The sequence below is a fragment of the Streptomyces sp. NPDC059866 genome (genome assembly GCF_042731325.1).
Taxonomy (GTDB): Bacteria; Actinomycetota; Actinomycetes; order Streptomycetales; family Streptomycetaceae; genus Streptomyces; species Streptomyces flavusporus.
The window spans coordinates 64139-80792 of record NZ_JBHWJT010000010.1 but is presented as its reverse complement, the minus strand read 5'-3'; the positions used below and the strand labels follow the sequence as shown (position 1 = coordinate 80792).

The 16654-nt window shown below is 68.7% G+C and carries 18 protein-coding genes; 8 read left to right on the top strand and 10 right to left on the bottom strand.

Annotation, left to right across the window (positions count from 1 at the left end; genetic code table 11):
• Window positions 1-154 precede the first annotated feature (154 nt).
• The 4 genes from ACFV7R_RS17310 to ACFV7R_RS17295 form a co-directional block, all read right to left on the bottom strand.
• Window positions 155-592, bottom strand: coding sequence for an SsgA family sporulation/cell division regulator (locus tag ACFV7R_RS17310; protein ID WP_129798800.1), 438 nt, complete (start codon window positions 590-592; stop codon window positions 155-157).
• Window positions 593-690: 98 nt separating this feature from the next.
• Window positions 691-1416: an IclR family transcriptional regulator gene (locus tag ACFV7R_RS17305; RefSeq protein WP_385264200.1), complete on the bottom strand. Its 726-nt coding sequence runs from the start codon at window positions 1414-1416 to the stop codon at window positions 691-693.
• A 489-nt stretch (window positions 1417-1905) separates the two neighbouring features.
• On the bottom strand, window positions 1906-2118 hold the full coding sequence (locus ACFV7R_RS17300) for a DUF5326 family protein (protein ID WP_385264199.1): 213 nt from the start codon (window positions 2116-2118) through the stop codon (window positions 1906-1908).
• A 174-nt stretch (window positions 2119-2292) separates the two neighbouring features.
• Window positions 2293-2610, bottom strand: a complete 318-nt coding sequence (locus ACFV7R_RS17295; RefSeq protein WP_129798803.1) for a cupin domain-containing protein — start codon at window positions 2608-2610, stop codon at window positions 2293-2295.
• Window positions 2611-2669: 59 nt separating this feature from the next.
• Here ACFV7R_RS17295 and ACFV7R_RS17290 point away from each other — a divergent pair, with 59 nt between their 5' ends.
• From ACFV7R_RS17290 to ACFV7R_RS17270, 5 genes are all read left to right on the top strand, one after another.
• Window positions 2670-3047 (top strand): phage holin family protein, encoded by a 378-nt coding sequence (locus tag ACFV7R_RS17290; protein ID WP_129798804.1) that lies wholly within the window; start codon window positions 2670-2672, stop codon window positions 3045-3047.
• Between the two features lie 6 nt (window positions 3048-3053).
• Window positions 3054-3596: a low molecular weight protein-tyrosine-phosphatase gene (locus ACFV7R_RS17285; RefSeq protein ID WP_385264198.1), complete on the top strand. Its 543-nt coding sequence runs from the start codon at window positions 3054-3056 to the stop codon at window positions 3594-3596.
• Window positions 3593-4738: a cystathionine gamma-lyase gene (locus ACFV7R_RS17280; protein WP_385264197.1), complete on the top strand. Its 1146-nt coding sequence runs from the start codon at window positions 3593-3595 to the stop codon at window positions 4736-4738. The genes ACFV7R_RS17285 and ACFV7R_RS17280 overlap by 4 nt, the downstream gene beginning before the upstream one ends.
• Before the next feature lie 227 nt (window positions 4739-4965).
• The gene (locus tag ACFV7R_RS17275; protein ID WP_385264195.1) at window positions 4966-5871 is read left to right on the top strand and encodes a LysR family transcriptional regulator; all 906 of its coding nucleotides are present in this window, start codon (window positions 4966-4968) and stop codon (window positions 5869-5871) included.
• 89 nt (window positions 5872-5960) lie between these two features.
• Window positions 5961-6443: an NUDIX domain-containing protein gene (locus tag ACFV7R_RS17270; protein ID WP_224736534.1), complete on the top strand. Its 483-nt coding sequence runs from the start codon at window positions 5961-5963 to the stop codon at window positions 6441-6443.
• A gap of 23 nt (window positions 6444-6466) precedes the next feature.
• On the opposite strand, the gene ACFV7R_RS17265 is transcribed toward ACFV7R_RS17270, so the two are convergent.
• Together ACFV7R_RS17265 and ACFV7R_RS17260 are read right to left on the bottom strand one after the other, a co-directional pair.
• The gene (locus ACFV7R_RS17265) at window positions 6467-8347 is read right to left on the bottom strand and encodes a globin domain-containing protein (protein ID WP_385264194.1); all 1881 of its coding nucleotides are present in this window, start codon (window positions 8345-8347) and stop codon (window positions 6467-6469) included.
• Window positions 8348-8762: 415 nt separating this feature from the next.
• Window positions 8763-9395 carry an HAD family hydrolase gene (locus ACFV7R_RS17260; protein WP_385264193.1) on the bottom strand — a complete coding sequence of 211 codons (633 nt, stop codon included), beginning with the start codon at window positions 9393-9395 and terminating at the stop codon, window positions 8763-8765.
• A gap of 197 nt (window positions 9396-9592) precedes the next feature.
• Here ACFV7R_RS17260 and ACFV7R_RS17255 point away from each other — a divergent pair, with 197 nt between their 5' ends.
• Complete coding sequence (locus ACFV7R_RS17255; RefSeq protein ID WP_385264192.1) at window positions 9593-10459, top strand: GNAT family N-acetyltransferase; 867 nt, start codon at window positions 9593-9595, stop codon at window positions 10457-10459.
• Between the two features lie 64 nt (window positions 10460-10523).
• Here ACFV7R_RS17255 and ACFV7R_RS17250 read toward each other — a convergent pair whose 3' ends face one another.
• Both ACFV7R_RS17250 and ACFV7R_RS17245 read right to left on the bottom strand, forming a co-directional pair.
• Window positions 10524-10946, bottom strand: coding sequence for a heme-binding protein (locus ACFV7R_RS17250; RefSeq protein WP_129798812.1), 423 nt, complete (start codon window positions 10944-10946; stop codon window positions 10524-10526).
• 47 nt (window positions 10947-10993) lie between these two features.
• A complete protein-coding gene (locus tag ACFV7R_RS17245; RefSeq protein ID WP_385264190.1) occupies window positions 10994-12202 on the bottom strand; it encodes an MFS transporter in 1209 nt (402 codons plus the stop codon).
• A gap of 141 nt (window positions 12203-12343) precedes the next feature.
• Here ACFV7R_RS17245 and ACFV7R_RS17240 point away from each other — a divergent pair, with 141 nt between their 5' ends.
• Both ACFV7R_RS17240 and ACFV7R_RS17235 read left to right on the top strand, forming a co-directional pair.
• A complete protein-coding gene (locus tag ACFV7R_RS17240; protein WP_385264189.1) occupies window positions 12344-12802 on the top strand; it encodes a MarR family winged helix-turn-helix transcriptional regulator in 459 nt (152 codons plus the stop codon).
• Between the two features lie 9 nt (window positions 12803-12811).
• The gene (locus tag ACFV7R_RS17235) at window positions 12812-13264 is read left to right on the top strand and encodes a GNAT family N-acetyltransferase (protein WP_385264188.1); all 453 of its coding nucleotides are present in this window, start codon (window positions 12812-12814) and stop codon (window positions 13262-13264) included.
• Window positions 13265-13324: 60 nt separating this feature from the next.
• Here ACFV7R_RS17235 and ACFV7R_RS17230 read toward each other — a convergent pair whose 3' ends face one another.
• Window positions 13325-14710: a serine hydrolase domain-containing protein gene (locus ACFV7R_RS17230; RefSeq protein ID WP_385264186.1), complete on the bottom strand. Its 1386-nt coding sequence runs from the start codon at window positions 14708-14710 to the stop codon at window positions 13325-13327.
• An 80-nt stretch (window positions 14711-14790) separates the two neighbouring features.
• Window positions 14791-16266 carry a replicative DNA helicase gene (gene dnaB, locus ACFV7R_RS17225; RefSeq protein WP_385264185.1) on the bottom strand — a complete coding sequence of 492 codons (1476 nt, stop codon included), beginning with the start codon at window positions 16264-16266 and terminating at the stop codon, window positions 14791-14793.
• Window positions 16267-16654: the final 388 nt, after the last annotated feature.

The window sequence follows — 16654 nt, the reverse complement described above, 5'->3', positions numbered from 1 at the left end:
CCGCCTCCTGAGGTTTCTCGAGGCCCTGGAGAGCCCAGGAAGAAGCGTTCCTGCCACAACCTCCACACGCACCTCCCCAGCCCCGCCCGTGCCACCCCACGGCCCTGCAGGGCCCCAGGCGAAGCGTTACACCACCCACGCCGTCGCGCCCGCGTCAGCCCGCGCTCTGCTCTTCGGCCAGGATGCGGTCCAAAGCCTCGTCGAGATGGGCGTCGAAGTCGGCGAGCGCGCCTTCCTGACCCAGCGGCACCAGCTTGTCCGTACGGTCGAGGAAGGCGACCAGCGGCGCGGTCGACGATCGGAACAGCGCCTGGTCGCTGCCGACCTGAAGCCGGATCAGAACGTCGCCCAGCGACTCGGGTGCGACCGGCGAGACGCGGACATCGCCCTCCCCGCACGGCCGGCCCACCCCGTCGATCAGCAGCTCCCGGCCGAATGCCCAGGTCACCGGAGCGTCTCCCGGCAAATGGAAGGTCAGCCGCACGGCGTAGGGATCGCACGTCTCGTAGCGCAGCTCCACCGGAATGCGGAAGGAGAGCTCCTCGGACACGAGAAAGCTCATCATGACCTCTGCCTGTACGGACTCGCGCATCGCCTACCCCGTCATTTGCCGTCGACTGGCCGGGAACGAACTTCGGACACTGGTGGCATCTTGCTGAACGTACACACCAGATCACAAGGAGTGAGTTTTCAGATACTGATAGAGAGTGCGAGCGACCCCAGAAGGCGTCCGACCTCGCTCTGCAACTGCCGTGCCGCGGGCAGCAGTCGGTCGGCCTGGTGACAGGGCAGGGAAATGGCCATCGTCCCGGCCGTGGTGCCCAGCGTGATCGGAATCGCCGCACAGACGGCGCCCAGCGCGTACTCCTGGCGCTCGATGACCGGTTGCATCCGGTCCGTCTGGTCGAGGCGTTGCAGCAACGCATGACTGTCACGGACCGTGTACCGGGTGATGGACTGCACGGGGTAGCGGTCGAGGTGGGCGCGGCGGGCCTCCTCGTCCAGCTGGGACAGCAGGCACTGGCCGATGGCGTGCGCATGCCCGGTCTCACGGAAGTCGGCCCACTCCTCGACCGCCGGGTTGCCGGGGGTGTCGGAGACGCGCACCACCTCGATCTCGCCGTCGCGGTAGATCGCGTAGTACACGGGGACGCCGATCACATCCCGCCAGTGTGCGAGTGCCTCGGCGATCGTGCTGCGACGTTTCTCCTGCGCCCCGCTGCTGCTCAGCCGCTCAGCCGCCTCGCCGAGGAAGAACAGCCCTTTGTCGCGGCGTAGATAGCCCTCGTGCACCAGGGTGCGCAGCAGGTGGTACGTCGTAGGCAGGGCCAGGCCGGTCTCGCGGGCCAGTTGCTTGGCGGGTGCGCCGTGCTCATGCTCGGCGACGCATTCCAGCAGGCGCATCGCGCGCTGCACGGATCCGATGAGGGTCGCGGGCTGCTGGGGAGCGGGAGGAGTCGACGGGGAGGCCGGGCCACTCGTCGGTCGGCGCGCCGCGCATGCCGTCGGGCGCGCTGGTGGAGGGGAGTTCGTCGGGGAGTCCGAGATCGGGCGCGATCGCTCGGGCCTGGTCCGGGACGGTGTGGGCTGTTCGGGGGGCCTGACGCGGAGCGCCGAGGCCGGGAGGGGGGTCCGGGGGGGTGCGGGGGGTACGACGGGTGCGGGGGATTGTGCGGGGGCGGTGTCAACCGTGGCCAAGGGTCACTCCCGAAGCGCCAGAGGTCGGGCCGTGCGGGGAACACGGCTGGGGGTGTACGGAGGTGTACGCCGCTCGCGGGGGCGTCGTCCCCGCGTCGAGTTCCGGACTCTAACCGTCTGCCACCGCTTGCAGACGCTCCGTACGAAAACTTCCCTCGCCCGAGGGAACCGGCGATTCCTGTTACCGGTTCCCGTCACCCACTCCTGTCACCAGTCGCTGCGCGACGTAGAGCTCGTCGTGAACTTCCGTACGACGTAGACGAGTCCACCGACCAGCGCCACGAAGACCAGTACCTTGAACAGCAGCCCGATCACGAAGCCCACGACGCTGGCTATCAGGCCACCGAACACGACCAGGGCGATGACCGGCACCGCGATCCACTTCACCCACCACGGCAGACCCGTGAAGATCTCTCGCATCGCCCTTGTCCTTCTCTCTCTCCACCCGTCAGCCGCACCGGCTCCGCTGAGCCCGTCGGTCCTGCCGGCTCCTGTGATGTCCTGCCTCAAGGCTAGGGCCGACAGGGGCCCGGCGGGGGCCCGTCAGCCCTTGTCCTCCCCTGACCGATCCCCTAGGAACCCCGAGCCGGCGCATCAGCTCTCGGGCGGAGAGAACACCACGAGCACCCGCAGGTCCTCGCTGATGTGGTGGAACTTGTGGGCCACTCCGGCGGGCACGTACACCACGCTCCCGCGGGCCACGTCGGTGGTCTCCAGGCCGACGGTGATCGAAGCGCGTCCGCTCACGATGAAGTAGACCTCGTCCTGGTTGTGGGGTTTCTGTGGATCATGCTCGCCCGCATTGAGCGCGTACAGCCCGACCGACATGTTCCGTTCCCGCAGAAACTGCAGGTAGGCCCCTTCGTTGGAGGCGCGTTCCGTCTCCAGTTCGTCCAGCCGGAATGCCTTCATCGCCACTTGTCGCCTCGCGCCCGTACTCGTAACCGATCTCGTCTGCCACGATCAGACACATGAAGAATTTCGTAGTCAAGACGATCGCCAACGCGGGCGCCCTGGCGGTCGCCGTATGGCTGCTCGACAAGATCACCCTGACGGGTGACAGCACCGGCAAGAAAGTCGGCACGCTGATCCTCGTCGCGCTGGTCTTCGGCCTGGTGAACTTCGTGGTCAAGCCGATCGTGAAGCTGCTGAGCCTTCCGCTGCTCATCCTGACGCTCGGTCTGTTCACCCTGGTGGTGAACGCGCTGATGCTGCTGCTGACCTCGTGGCTGGCCGACAAGCTCGACCTGAGTTTCCACGTCGAGGGCTTCTGGACGGCCGTCCTGGGCGGCCTGATCATCTCGATCGTCTCCTGGGCGCTCAACGTCGTCCTGCCCGACGGGGACTGAACACCGATGACGTACCGCGTCTGCTTCGTCTGCACCGGCAACATCTGCCGCTCCCCGATGGCCGAGTCCGTCTTCCGCGCGCGCGTGGTGACGGCCGGGCTGGACGGCCTGGTCGAGGTCGAGAGCGCCGGCACGGGTGGCTGGCACGAGGGCGATCCGGCCGATCCGCGCACCGTGGCCGTGCTCCAGGAGCACGGCCACGACGGTGAGCACACCGCACGGCAGTTCCAGCCGTCGTGGTTCTCCCGGCTCGATCTGGTCATCGCGCTCGACTCGGGCCACCTCAAGGTGCTGCGCCGCCTGGCGTCGACCGAGCAGGACGCGGCGAAGGTGCGCCTGCTGCGCTCGTACACCTGCCCGTCGCCCGGCCACGATCCCTCAGCGAGTGCTTCGCACGCCCCGTCCGATGCGGCGGGTGACGACCTCGACGTCCCCGACCCGTACTACGGGGGCATGGACGGCTTCGAGGAGTGCCTTGAGATGGTGGAGGCGGCGAGCGAAGGACTGCTCGCCGCAGTACGTGAGCACATGGAAGGACGGGCAGCATGAGCAGTACGGGTGAGAGCAACGGTGTCGGTGACGGCACGCGCGCGGTGCGGGCCGGTCTGCCCGAGCCTGTGAAGCACGAGCCGACGCTGCCCGGTCCGGTGTTCGCCGCCCACTACCACCTGCCGGGCGACCCCACCGGCCCGTACACCTACGGCCGCGACGAGAACCCGACCTGGACCCACCTGGAGCGCGCGATCGGCGAGCTGGAGGCGCCCGGGCAGGACGGCGTGGAGACACTGGTGTTCGCGTCCGGCATGGCCGCCATCTCGTCGGTGGTCTTCTCCCAGCTGCGCGCCGGGGACGCGGTCGTCCTGCCCAGCGACGGCTACCAGGTACTGCCCCTGGTGCGCGCTCAGCTGGAGGCGTACGGCATCGAGGTGCGCACCGCCCCGACCGCCGGTGATGCCCAGCTGGACGTCCTCGACGGCGCGAAGCTCCTGTGGATCGAGACTCCGTCGAACCCCGGGCTGGACGTGTGCGACGTCCGGCGGCTCGCAGAGGCGGCACGCGCGCGTGGCGCCCTTGTCGCGGTCGACAACACGCTCGCGACACCGCTCGGACAGCGTCCGCTGGAGCTCGGCGCCGACTTCTCCGTGGCCAGCGGCACCAAGCAGCTCACCGGGCACGGCGACATCCTCCTGGGCTACGTCACCGGCCGCGACCCTGCGGCAATGGCTGCCGTACGCCGCTGGCGCAAGATCGTCGGTGCGATTCCCGGGCCCATGGAGGCCTGGCTCGCGCACCGTTCGATCGCCACGCTCCAGCTGCGCGTGGACCGGCAGAACGCGAGCGCCCTCGCGGTCGCCGAGGCGCTGCGCGACTGGCCCGAGGATCTCGGAGTGCGCTACCCGGGACTGACGAGCGACCGCTCGTACAAGATTGCCTCGCAGCAGATGCACCGCTATGGGTGCGTGGTTTCCTTCAGCCTGCCCACGCGCGCGCGTGCGGACCGTTTTCTCGACGCGCTACGGCTCGTGGACGACGCGACGAGCTTCGGCGGGGTGCGCTCCACGGCGGAGCGGCGCGGGCGCTGGGGAGGGGACGCGGTTGCGGAGGGCTTCATTCGGCTGTCGGTCGGCGCCGAGGATCCCGGGGATCTGGTGGCGGATGTGCTGGCCGCGCTGGACGAGTCGGCGAAGTGACCGCTTTCCGGACGCCCGGCGGGTGCCCGGCTACGTAGAACGGACGGTCCGAGCCTCCCCCCTCGTGGCTCGGACCGCCCTCGGTTCTGCGCGCGAAGAACCGCGCGAACAAGGCTAGTTGACTCTGTGTCAGTGTCCAATCACAGTAGCGACAGAGACCTATCGACTTATTTATAGTTGGGCCCTGTCCGGGGGCGGGAGACAGACAGGGAGGGGGAGGGCGTTCCATGGATCTGGCCTTGCTGCGCACGTTCGTCACCGTGCACCGGGCCGGTTCCTTCACTCGCGCCGCCGCCCTGCTGGGCCTCTCCCAGCCGGCTGTCACCTCGCAGATCCGGACGTTGGAACAACAGCTGGGCCGCCCTCTGTTCCTGCGGCAGGCCCGGGGAGTGACGCCGACGACCATAGGCGACGAGCTCGCGCACAAGGCCGCTCCGCATCTGGACGCCTTGGTGGAGATAGCCGAGAGCGGGCTCGACGACGAGTCCTCGTTACGCACCCTGCATCTGGCGGGGCCCCCTGAGTTCACCGCCGAGCGGGCACTGCCCGCGCTCGTGGAACTGACCGGCGAGGACGGACAGGGCTTCGCGCTACGCGCGTCCTTCGGCAACGCCGAGGAGACCCTGGAAGGACTGGCCGCCGGCCATCATGATCTGGCCATCTGCACAGCCCAGCCGCGCGGCGGACTGCTCACGGCGACTCCACTGTGCGACGAGGAGCACGTCCTGGTCGCCGCCCCGCACTGGGCCGAGCAGATCGGAACCGGGACGCTGCACGACAGGGGCGCGTCCGCCCTGGAGAACCTGCCCGTCGTCGAGGTGCACGAGTCGCTGCCCTTTGTCTCCCGCTACTGGGCCGCTGTCTTCGACTCCCGCCCGGCCGCCTCCGGCACCGTCATCGTCCCGGACCTCCGCGCCGTCCTCGCCTGCACGGCCGCCGGTGCCGGGCTGGCGGTCCTGCCCCGCTACCTCTGCGAGACCGCCCTGGAGCGTGGTGACGTCGTCGCTCTGCATGATCCGGCCGTACCGCCGCTGCGGACGTACTTCCTGGTCGTGCGCACCGGCACCCTGGCCATGCCGCACATCGCACGGGCCCATGAGTGGCTGCAGCGTGCGGCCGCCGAATGGTGCTGAGCCGAACAATCGGAAGGTCTCACGCGCTGGGCTCGACCGATGACGTTTCGCGATGTTTCACGTGGAACCAGCCGGGCCACATTTCTCCCATGACCGTCCGACCCGTGGTCAAGCGCACCGCCCGCGCCGTTCTCCTGGACGGCGACGACCTGATCCTGATCAAGCGCACCAAGCCCGGCGTGGATCCCTACTGGGTCACTCCCGGTGGCGGTGTCGAACCAGGAGACCCCACCGTCGTCCATGCTCTGCACCGCGAGGTGTACGAGGAGCTGGGGGCCAAGATCACCGATGTTGTGCCGTGCTTTGTGGACACCGTCGAGCACATCGGCGAGGACGGCGGCGCCACCGGTGTGAAGGTGCAGCACTTCTTCGTCTGCCGACTCGAGTCCATGGATCCGTCCCTGCGGCACGGTCCCGAGGTGGACGAGCCCGCGGGCGAGTACGAGATCGTACGGGTGCCGTTCACCCGTGTCGGGATCGCCTCCGTCCATCTCGTACCTCTGTCGCTGCGGCACTACCTCGACGGGAACATCGAGGGCGTCCGGGCCATGCACGCTCCCGATCTGGGCTGACCCGGCCGGTGGCCGGCGCCGGGTCAGCTTCCGGCGGCGACGAGTTCCTCCACCGAGTCGTGGCGTATGCGCTCCGAGGGAATGCCGGCGTCCCGCAGGGCGCCCACGCCGCTGCGGATCATTCCGGGCGGGCCCGAGAGATAGGCGTCGTACTCGTTCCAGGGGCCGTACTCCCTTATGGCGTCGGGGAGCTGGAGATGTGCCTGCTGGTCGATGATCGCGCGGACCGAGAGCCAGGGGTGTGTCTGCTGGAGCCTGAGCATCGTGTCGATGTCGTACAGGTCGTGGTCGGTGCGGGCTCCGTAGAAGACCTCGACGGGGCGCCGCTCGCCGTGCTCGGCGACGTCCTCCACCAGCGCCTTGATGGGCGCTATGCCCGTGCCACCGCCCAGACAGAGCAGTCCGCTGTCGGTGGAGTGGTCCACGGTCATCGAACCGGCCGGCGGGCCGAGGCGGATGACGTCACCGGGGCGGGCGCGGTGCACCAGGGCGTTGGAGACCCAGCCCGCGGGGACCGCCTTCACATGGAAACTGAGCAGTCCGTCGGAGCGGGGCGCCGACGCGAAGGAGTAGTGCCGCCATATACGCGGCCACCACGGCGTCTCCAGGCTCGTGTACTGCCCGGCGAGAAAGGGATACGGCTGGTCGGGGCGGACCGTGATGACCGCGACGTCCGGGGTCCTCAGGTCGTGCGAGACAACCTCGGCGTACCACCAGGCCGGGGCGCGCAGCTCGTCCGCAGCCGCGGCGTCGATCATGACCTGCGAGATGGTCGTGTACGCCCGCACCCACGCCGCCTCGGTCTCCCCGTCCCAGACCGACTCCGCGTACCGGCTCAGCGCGCCGATCAGACACTCGCCGACGGCCGGATAGTGCTCGGGGCGCGTGCCGTACTTGCGGTGGCCGCGGCCCAGGTTCTGCAGATACGGCACCAGGACGTCGGCGTTGTCGATGTGCTCGGCGGCCGTGAGCAGCGCCTTGAGCAGGCGGTCGCGCTGGGCGTCCATCGCGGCGGGGAAGAGGGGCCGCAGATCGGGGTGGCGGACGAAGAGCAGCGCGTAGAAGTACGAGGTGACCTTGTCGGCCACAGGGGCCACGGTGGTCATGGTCCGGCGGATGAGCACGGCGTCCGGGGAGGCGTCCTCGTGGGCGATGGGCTGATCAGCGTGCGGGGTGGGTGGCTCAGCGTGCGGGGCGGGCAGATCGGCGTTGGAGGCGGGGCCGGCTGCGGGCGCCGTGCCGACAGCGAAGAGAGACGGCTCGGTGTGTTCGGCGGCGGCGGTCCGTTGCGCGGGTACGCGGTGAGCGGCGGGCGGCGGCGCGGTGGGGGCGGGGGCGGGCTGCGCGGGCGGTACCTCGGTGGGGAGGGGGGCTCGCTGGGCGGTGGGCCGCGCCTGTGTGGTGATGAGAGGGCCTTGAGCAGCGGGCGGCGCTTCAGTGGGGGCAATCATGTGCTGAGCGGCGGGCGGCGCCTTGGGGACTGCGGTCAGGCGGTCGGCGGGCGGCGCCTCGGTGCGGGAGGGGGCGGGTGCTGGCGTGGATATCGAGGGTGCCGTTATTCGCTCACGATCCGTCCCGGCGTCGGCCGCGGCCGGCTGGGGGCCAGGAGCTCCGTAGCCGCGCGGCTCGGGGTGGGTGGCTGAGGCCGGCGAGCCCGTGGCCTGCGCTTGTGTGTGCGGCTCCGTCACCTGCGGTGTGGCACCCCGTGCGACCTCGTCCGGAGGCGCCTCGTGATCAGTCCCGGTGGTTGTCCTGCCCACCGGGCGCATCGCGGCCAGGCGCCGACCATCTGCCGTCTCCCGCTCGCTGCCCGGGTTCGGCATCGGCTTCTTGCGCGGCGTGAACCAGCCGCCCCCGCCGTCTGAAGTGCCGTTGTCGGCCGACGTGGTGGTCGGAGCGTCCATGGTGTGCCTCGCCTCGAACATCTTTCGGTCGGTCTGCGCACTTCCTCGGTCGGAAGATGCCTGCTTCCCCCGTAGCCGGCTGCTTTTCCCCGTTCGCTGTCGCGGTCAACGCGGCCATATTCAACTCGTGTTCCCACTTCGTACGGACAAGTAGGGCGAGAGTGTGACATTGGCCGCAGTACTCTCCCCGCAGCATGCCACTTCACGCGGAAACCTCATCTGCTTAACCCAGAATGCGGGTCGTCGATCTCTCCGTCCCGTTAGGCTCCCTTGCCCCTCTTTCCGCCCGCACGGGAAGGGCGCACCACATCCCGGACGGCAACCGGAGTCGACCATACCGGCCCCCGCACCCCACACAAGTCCCCCCTTGACCCACCACTCTTTTGACCAAGGGGCGAACCATCAGTTCCCTCAATTACCGGGCGGTGCGGACCAATTCATAGGCATCCCACAGATCCCTCCCCGTATAGGAGTGGGTTGCGAGAGCGGCCAGATGGTGGTCCGCGTTGACCGCGACGGATACCGGAACGACGCCGAAGAGATCCCGGTCCGACGACGAGTCCCCGTACGCGACGCAGTCCGCCCGCGTCACGCCGAACTCCTGGCACAGCCGGTCGGCGATGAGGACCTTGGCCGCGGCACTGAGGACTCCGGCGGGGTCCACAGGCTCGGTGAACGGCACCGCAGGGAAGCGGGATCCGTGTGCCGCATGCGCACCCCACGCCGTGAGCCGCGCCACGAAGAACGATGGAGACAGCGACACGACAGCGCAGTAGTCGCCCGCGCGCCTGATCTCCGCCCAGACGTCACGGATACGTCCCAGCCAGGGCGCGCCGTCGAAGGCTGCGGCCACGTGCGCCTCCGTGAGATCTGCCCAAAGCGCATGGACCCGCTGCGCATATTCCGGTGGGCCGATCAGCCCGGCTGCGATCTCCTGGTCGAGCGCCACGGTCTCGGACTCCAGCCCGAGTTGCCGCGAGATCTCCACGGGCGCGGAACTGCCGTGCAGCAACGTGCCGTCGAGATCGAAGAGATGAAGTCTCGCCATGGCATGTGAGGCTAGCGAGAGAAGTGTTCCCGCCGCGTACTGAGCCAGATGGATGCCCGCCGTTCTCCGATGTTTCACGTGAAACACCCCGCGCTTGTCCACCCACTCCGCTGGTCGCCACGACAATGGCCAAAAGCACTTACGTCTCTCCCGAAACCAGTGGACGTCGGGGGTACCGGTCGGCCAGCCTGACCTGCGTGCCTACTCCTGCCCTCGCTGCTCTTCCGATCCGCCGTCTGACGCTCCGCGATCTCACCGCCTGCGCCGACCTGTCCGAGGACCGGGGGTGGCCGCGGGAGGAACACAAATGGGGCTTCCTTCTCACCGCCGGCAAGGGATACGGCATCGACGACCCCGACGGAGGGCTTGTCGCCGCATGCACGGTCACCGAGTACGGGCCACCGGAACGCCCTGAGCTGGGAGCCGTCGGCATGGTCCTGGTTGCCGAGCGGCACGCCCGCCAGGGTGTCGGACGGCGACTGATGCGCCACGTGATCTCGATCACGGGCGCCACACCCCTGACTCTGCACGCGACCTCGAACGGCCGCCCGCTCTACGAGGAACTCGGCTTCAAGGTCACCGGCCGGGCGGAGATGCTGCGCGGCCCCTTCATGCCGGGCGGCGCCGAGCTCGCGGTGGCCACTCGACCTGCGACCGCCGAGGACCTCACCACGCTCCTTCGCCTCGACCTGGAGGTGTTCGGCGCCGATCGCACGCACATCATCACCCGGCTGCCGGCCTTCGCCGACCAGGTCCGCGTCGCCGAGGAGGACGGCCGGATCATCGGGTACGCGGCCGCCTGGCCCAACATGCACACCCATGTCGTGGGCCCGCTGATCGCCCGGGACACCGAGACGGCGAAGGCGCTGATCGCCTCGCTCGCCGCCCACACCGACCGCCCACTGCGCACCGACATCGACGTACGGCACGAGGAGCTGCTGGCGTGGGCGAAGGAGCGAGGGCTGGCGTCGGTCGCCTTCAACGCGGTCATGACGTACGGGGTCGCGGAGCTGCCCGGTGACTGGAGCCGGCGCTTCGCTCCGCTGACGGTGGCTGCCGGCTGATGCTCCGGCACGGGTAACGCCGGTCCCTCCAGGGAACCGGCGTTACCCGCTGATCGGGGCCGGCTCAGGCGAGTGCCTCCGCGGCGGCCGTGGCGAAGCCGTGGTCCTGATCCGGTGCGCCCCCGCCGACCCCGATCGCACCGATCAGCCGCCCGCCGCGGTGGATCGGCAGGCCGCCCGCGATGAACAGCAGCGGGCGGTCGAGCGCGGTGGGCAGGGAGTGGAAGGGCCCGTCGGGCTTGACCGCGTCGACGAGGTCGGCGGTCGGCGCGTTCAGTTGGAGGGCCGTGTACGCCTTGCGGGTGCTGGTCTCGCCGGAGATCAGTACGGCCCGGTCATCGCGCCGGAACGCGAGCAGGTGACCGCCGGCGTCCAGGACGGTGATGCTGACGGTCGCTGCGGCGGCCTCGGCGGCGCGATGGGCCGCGGTGACGAGGATCTCGGCGTCCTGGATGGTCAGGGGCGCGACGGCGGTGGACGTGGTCATGCGGACTTCTCCTTACGGGTGGGACTGGCGAGGGGGTTCGGCAGGGTTCAGTGGTGGACGGCGGTCCGCTGGTCGGTGGGCGCACCGGACACCACCACGGCACTGGGGGTGCTCTCGCGGCGCTCCAGAGCGGCCGAGAGGAAGGCGAGGACCAGAGCGGCCGCGGCGAGGACGGCTCCGACCCAGTTGGGGGCTGTGTAGCCGAGACCGGCCGCGATGACGAGGCCGCCGAGCCAGGCGGCGAGGGCGTTGCCGAGGTTGAACGCGCCGATGTTCACCGCGGAAGCCAGGGTGGGAGCGCCGTGCGCCTGGTCGAGGACGCGCTTCTGCAGAGGCGGGACGGTGGCGAAACCCAGGGCACCGATCAGCGCGATGGTCACGGCCGAAAGGATCTTGTCGTGTGCCGTCAGCGTGAAGAGCGCGAGCACGACGGCCAGGGCGCCCAGGGAGATGTACAGCATGGGCATCAGGGCGCGGTCGGCGAACCTGCCGCCGACGAGGTTGCCGCCGACCATGCCCAGACCGAAGAGGACCAGCAGCCAGGTGACGGAGCCGTCGGCGAAGCCGGCGACGTGGGTCATCATCGGCGCGATGTAGGTGATGGCCGCGAAGACTCCGCCGAAGCCGAGGACGGTCATCGCCATGGCGAGCAGGACCTGGACGTTCTTGAAGGCAGCCAGCTCGTGGCGCAGGTGCACGCCCTCGGGCTTGGGCATCTCCGGGACGAGCTTGGCGATGCCGGCCAGACCGACGACGCCCAGCACGGCCACGATGGCGAAGGTGACCCGCCAGCCGACGGACTGCCCGACGAGCGTGCCCAGTGGGACGCCCACGACATTGGCGACGGTCAGACCCGTGAACATCATCGCGATGGCTCCGGCCTTCTTGTCGGGGGCGACCAGCTCGGCCGCGACAACCGAGCCGATACCGAAGAAGGCACCGTGGGCGAGAGAGGCGACCACGCGGCCGACGAGCATCAGCCCGAAGACGGGAGCGATGGCGGAGAGCAGGTTGCCGACGATGAACAGGCCCATCAACACCATCAGCATCCGCTTGCGGGAGACCTTCGTGCCGAGCACGGTCATCAGCGGGGCACCGAACATCACACCGAGCGCATAGCCGGTCACGAGGAAGCCGGCGGTCGGGATGGAGACCCCGAAGTCGGCCGCGACCTGGGGCAGCAAGCCCATGATCACGAATTCGGTCGTGCCGATTCCGAAGGCCCCGATCGCGAGGGCCAGAAGCGCGAGAGGCATGGGGTGTACACCTTCCCAGAGATTGCAAGAGCGCTTTACGTGCGTCCACAATAGTTGCATACGCTGGCTACATGCAACCGCAGGCTATTGCAGCCGTGGTCTATCCTGGATTCCAGCCGCTCCGGGACGGAGGAAACGCCAATGACAGCGACGGACCCCGCGCTCACCGCCCTCGCCCAGGGCTGGTGCGCCCTCTCCCTGCTGCACGGGAGAATCGAGGCGCACATCGAGCGCGCCCTGCAGACCCAGCACGGCCTCAGCGTGCGCGAGTACTCTCTGCTCGACGTGCTCAGCCGACAGCACGACGGCGACGGCGGGCACCTGCAGATGAAGCAGGTCGCGGACGCGGTCGTCCTCAGCCAGAGCGCCACCACGCGCTTGGTCACCCGACTCGAGGACCGCGGTCTGCTGGAGCGCTACCTGTGCCCCACCGACCGCCGGGGCATCTACACCAACGTCACCGAGGCGGGCCTGAAGCTGCTGAAGGAGGCGCGGCCGACCAACGACGCGGCCCTGCGTGAGGCGCTCGACGAGGCCGCCAAGAACCCCGAACTTGCTCCGCTGGTCCAGGTTGTGGAGTCGGTGAAGGTGCCCGCATAGGGTGCAGCCATGGGAGACCTTGAGATACGAGCCGCGGTCGTCGACGACATCCCCGCAATCGTCGCAATGCTCGCGGACGACCCACTGGGCGCCCGGCGCGAGTCACCGGACGACCTGGTCCCGTACCTCGCAGCGCTGGAGCGGCTCAGCGCGGACCCGAACCAGCATCTGATGGTCGCTGTTCGCGAGGGCCGCGTGGTCGGCACGCTCCAGCTCACGATCGTTCCCGGACTGTCCAGGCGCGGCGCCACCAGGTCGATCATCGAAGGTGTACGGATTCATGCCGATGAGCGCGGCAGCGGGCTGGGCACCCAGCTCATTCAGTGGGCTATCGATGAATCCCGGAACCAGGACTGCCAGTTGGTACAACTGACCTCCGACTCCTCACGTACGGACGCCCACCGCTTCTACGAGCGGCTCGGATTCACGGCGTCCCACGTGGGTTTCAAGCTCGCGCTCTGAACGAACGAGGGCTGTGTTTCACGTGAAACACAGCCCTCCTCATGTCGCGGGACGGTGACGCTAGCTGATCCCCCGCCACCCCTCCGGGTCCACTCCGCCCGGCACTTCCGCGTTCTCGTCGTACGGCTGACGCGTGAACACGAACGAACCGAGGTCCAGATGACTCACGGACCCGTCCGGACGGCGCACCGTCCGCAGAAGTTCTCCGGCGTAGTAGCCCTCCAGGCCCGTCCAGGTGCCGTCACCATTGGCCCGGAAGCGCGAACGGCGGCCATTGCCGGACAGTGGCTCCAGCGACACACCTCCGTCGCCGGTCAGCCGCAGGGCAAACGCGTAAGTCCCCCAGTACCACTGCCCCGCCAACTCCAGGACGGAAGCGTCGACGTCCGGCAGGGGGTGCCATGATTCGGGAATCCGCGGTTCTGCCTCGGCGACGATACGCACGAGGTCCGCGCCCACGGCGGCCAACAGCGGACCGGAGGTGCAGTTGGCCAGCACCACCACCGCGACGTCGTCCGCCACGCTGATGGTGAGGTTCGCCAGGAAGCCCGGCAGCGACCCGGAGTGACCGACGAGCAGACGCCCGTCACGGTGCTGGATCTGGAGGCCGAGCCCGTAGGTGACCCCGTCCGCGACATCAGCGGCCTCTGCCGGCGCGGCGGGCATCCGCATCTCCCGTACAGTCTCCGCGCTCAGCACCCGATCGTCGCCCTGCGCGAGGAAGACCGCGAATCGGGCCAAGTCTCCTGTGGTGGACCAGAGTTGACCGGCCGGGGCCATCCGACCGAGATCCTCCGTAGGCTCCGGCAGCAGCACATCGGCCCAGGGATGCACCGCCCAGCCGCCCGCGTGCGGGGCCGACGGCTGTGCGCTCGTTCGGTTGAGGCCCAGGGGTTCGAGCACTTCACGCCGGAGTACCTCCTCCCAGGAAGCCCCGCGCAGCTGCTCAACCAGGGCACCCAACAGCGTGTAGCCGGGGTTCGAGTAGTGGAACCGGCGCCCGATCGGATGCAGGAAAGGATCATCGCCGAGCACATCGGCCAGCTCCGGACGCAGCGACCCCGGGCTGCGCTCCCACCACGGGGCGGGTGATTCGGCGGCCAGACCACCGATGTGCGCCAGCAGTTCGGCGATGGTGGCCTCGCCCGCACCGGTGCCGGGCAGATGCTTCTCCAGCCGGTCGCCGAGATCGAGCAGGCCCTCGTCGCGTAGACGCAGCACGAGCACCGCGGTGAACGTCTTGGTGATCGAGCCGATCCGGTACTGCACGTTCTCGTCCGGCGCGTGTCCGTCCACCGACGTCCGCGCGCCGTGCCACACGGTCCGCCCGTCCCGCACGACCGCTGCGACCAGCGACGGAGAACGCCCTTCGGACTGAGCCACGGCGATGCGGTGCAGCAGCGCCCGGCGTGTGCCCGGAAGCAACTCTTCCTGAATTGTCGTCATGCCCACAGTTCATCCGGCCGGACGGCGCACGTCGAGCGCATTTCCGCCTGCCCGTCCGTGCCGCCATGCCGGGCACCGGATCAGGTCTGCGCCATGTCCACGAACCTGGAGTAGTGGCCCTGGAACGCGACCGTGATCGTCGCGGTCGGACCGTTTCGGTGCTTGGCCACGATCAGGTCGGCCTCGCCGGCGCGCGGCGACTCCTTCTCGTAGGCATCCTCGCGGTGCAGCAGGATGACCATGTCGGCGTCCTGCTCGATGGAGCCGGACTCACGCAGGTCCGAGACCATCGGCTTCTTGTCGGTGCGCTGCTCGGGGCCACGGTTCAGCTGGGAGAGCGCGATGACGGGAATCTCCAGCTCCTTGGCCAGAAGCTTGAGGTTTCGGGACATGTCCGACACCTCCTGCTGACGGCTTTCGGAGCGCTTGGAACCACCGGACTGCATCAGCTGGAGGTAGTCGATGACGACCAGCCTGAGGTCGTTGCGCTGCTTGAGGCGACGGCACTTGGCACGGATCTCCATCATCGACAGGTTCGGGGAGTCGTCGATGTAGAGCGGGGCCGCGGAGACATCCGGCATCCGGCGGGCCAGACGCGTCCAGTCCTCGTCGGTCATCGTGCCGGATCGCATGTGGTGCAACGCGACGCGGGCTTCGGCCGACAGCAGACGCATCGCGATCTCGTTGCGCCCCATCTCGAGAGAGAAAATGACGCTGGGCAGGTTGTGCTTGATCGATGCAGCCCGCGCGAAGTCCAGCGCAAGCGTCGACTTACCCATCGCGGGACGCGCGGCGATGACGACCATCTGGCCCGGGTGCAGGCCGTTGGTGAGCGAGTCGAAGTCGGTGAACCCCGTGGGCACCCCGGTCATCTCGCCGGTGCGTGAGCCGATCGCCTCGATCTCGTCGAGCGCACCCTCCATGATGTCGCCGAGCGGCAGATAGTCCTCGCTCGTGCGCTGCTCCGTGACCGCATAGATCTCGGCCTGGGCCCGGTTGACGATCTCGTCGACGTCGTCGTCGGCCGCGTATCCCATCTGAGTGATGCGGGTACCGGCCTCGACGAGACGGCGCAGCACGGCACGCTCGTGGACGATCTCCGCGTAGTACTCGGCGTTCGCGGCCGTCGGCACCGTCTGCACGAGGCTGTGCAGATACGATGCGCCGCCGACCTTGTTGATCTCGCCGCGCTTGGTGAGCTCAGCGGCGATCGTGATCGGGTCGGCCGGCTCGCCCTTCGCATAGATGTCGAGGATCGCCTGGTAGATCGTCTCGTGGGCGGGCTTGTAGAAGTCATGGCCCTTGAGGATCTCGACGACGTCGGCGATGGCGTCCTTGGACAGGAGCATGCCACCCAGGACGGACTGCTCGGCGTTGAGGTCCTGCGGCGGGACCCTTTCGAAGGACGAACCTCCGCCGTCCCACGCACCGTTGTCCCGGCCTCGCTCATGCTGCTCATCGCGCCCGGGGCCACCGTCGCCGCGGCGGCGGGAGGGCAGACGATCACTGGGACCGCTGTCGGCCCACGGGTCGTCCAAGGGCTCGGAAATGCTCACCGAGCCACCTCCTCCCGTCCGCCGAGCGGACCTCGCCATGCCCTCTTTCTACGGCACGGCACTGACAAATGAGAGGCTCAACTCCGGTTCTGCCCGCCTTAGTTTTGTACCGATTTCTCAGTCGGCGGACGGAGTGAGCGCCGGACCACGTTAGGCCCCTGGGCACCGTCAGCCAATCCGGTTATCCACAGGCCATGTGGACGACGGCCCCGATGCTGTGGAGAACTCCCCGAAACCTGTGCACGACGCGGTGGACAGCCCTGTGAACAAGCCCCCAGTCGGCGCCAATGACCCGCCTTGACCTGCACCTTTCCCATCCACCGGCTGTGCAGAAGAAAAACTTTCCCAGTCGGCCCAAGATCGCTTCGAACTGTGTACGACAGCGCAC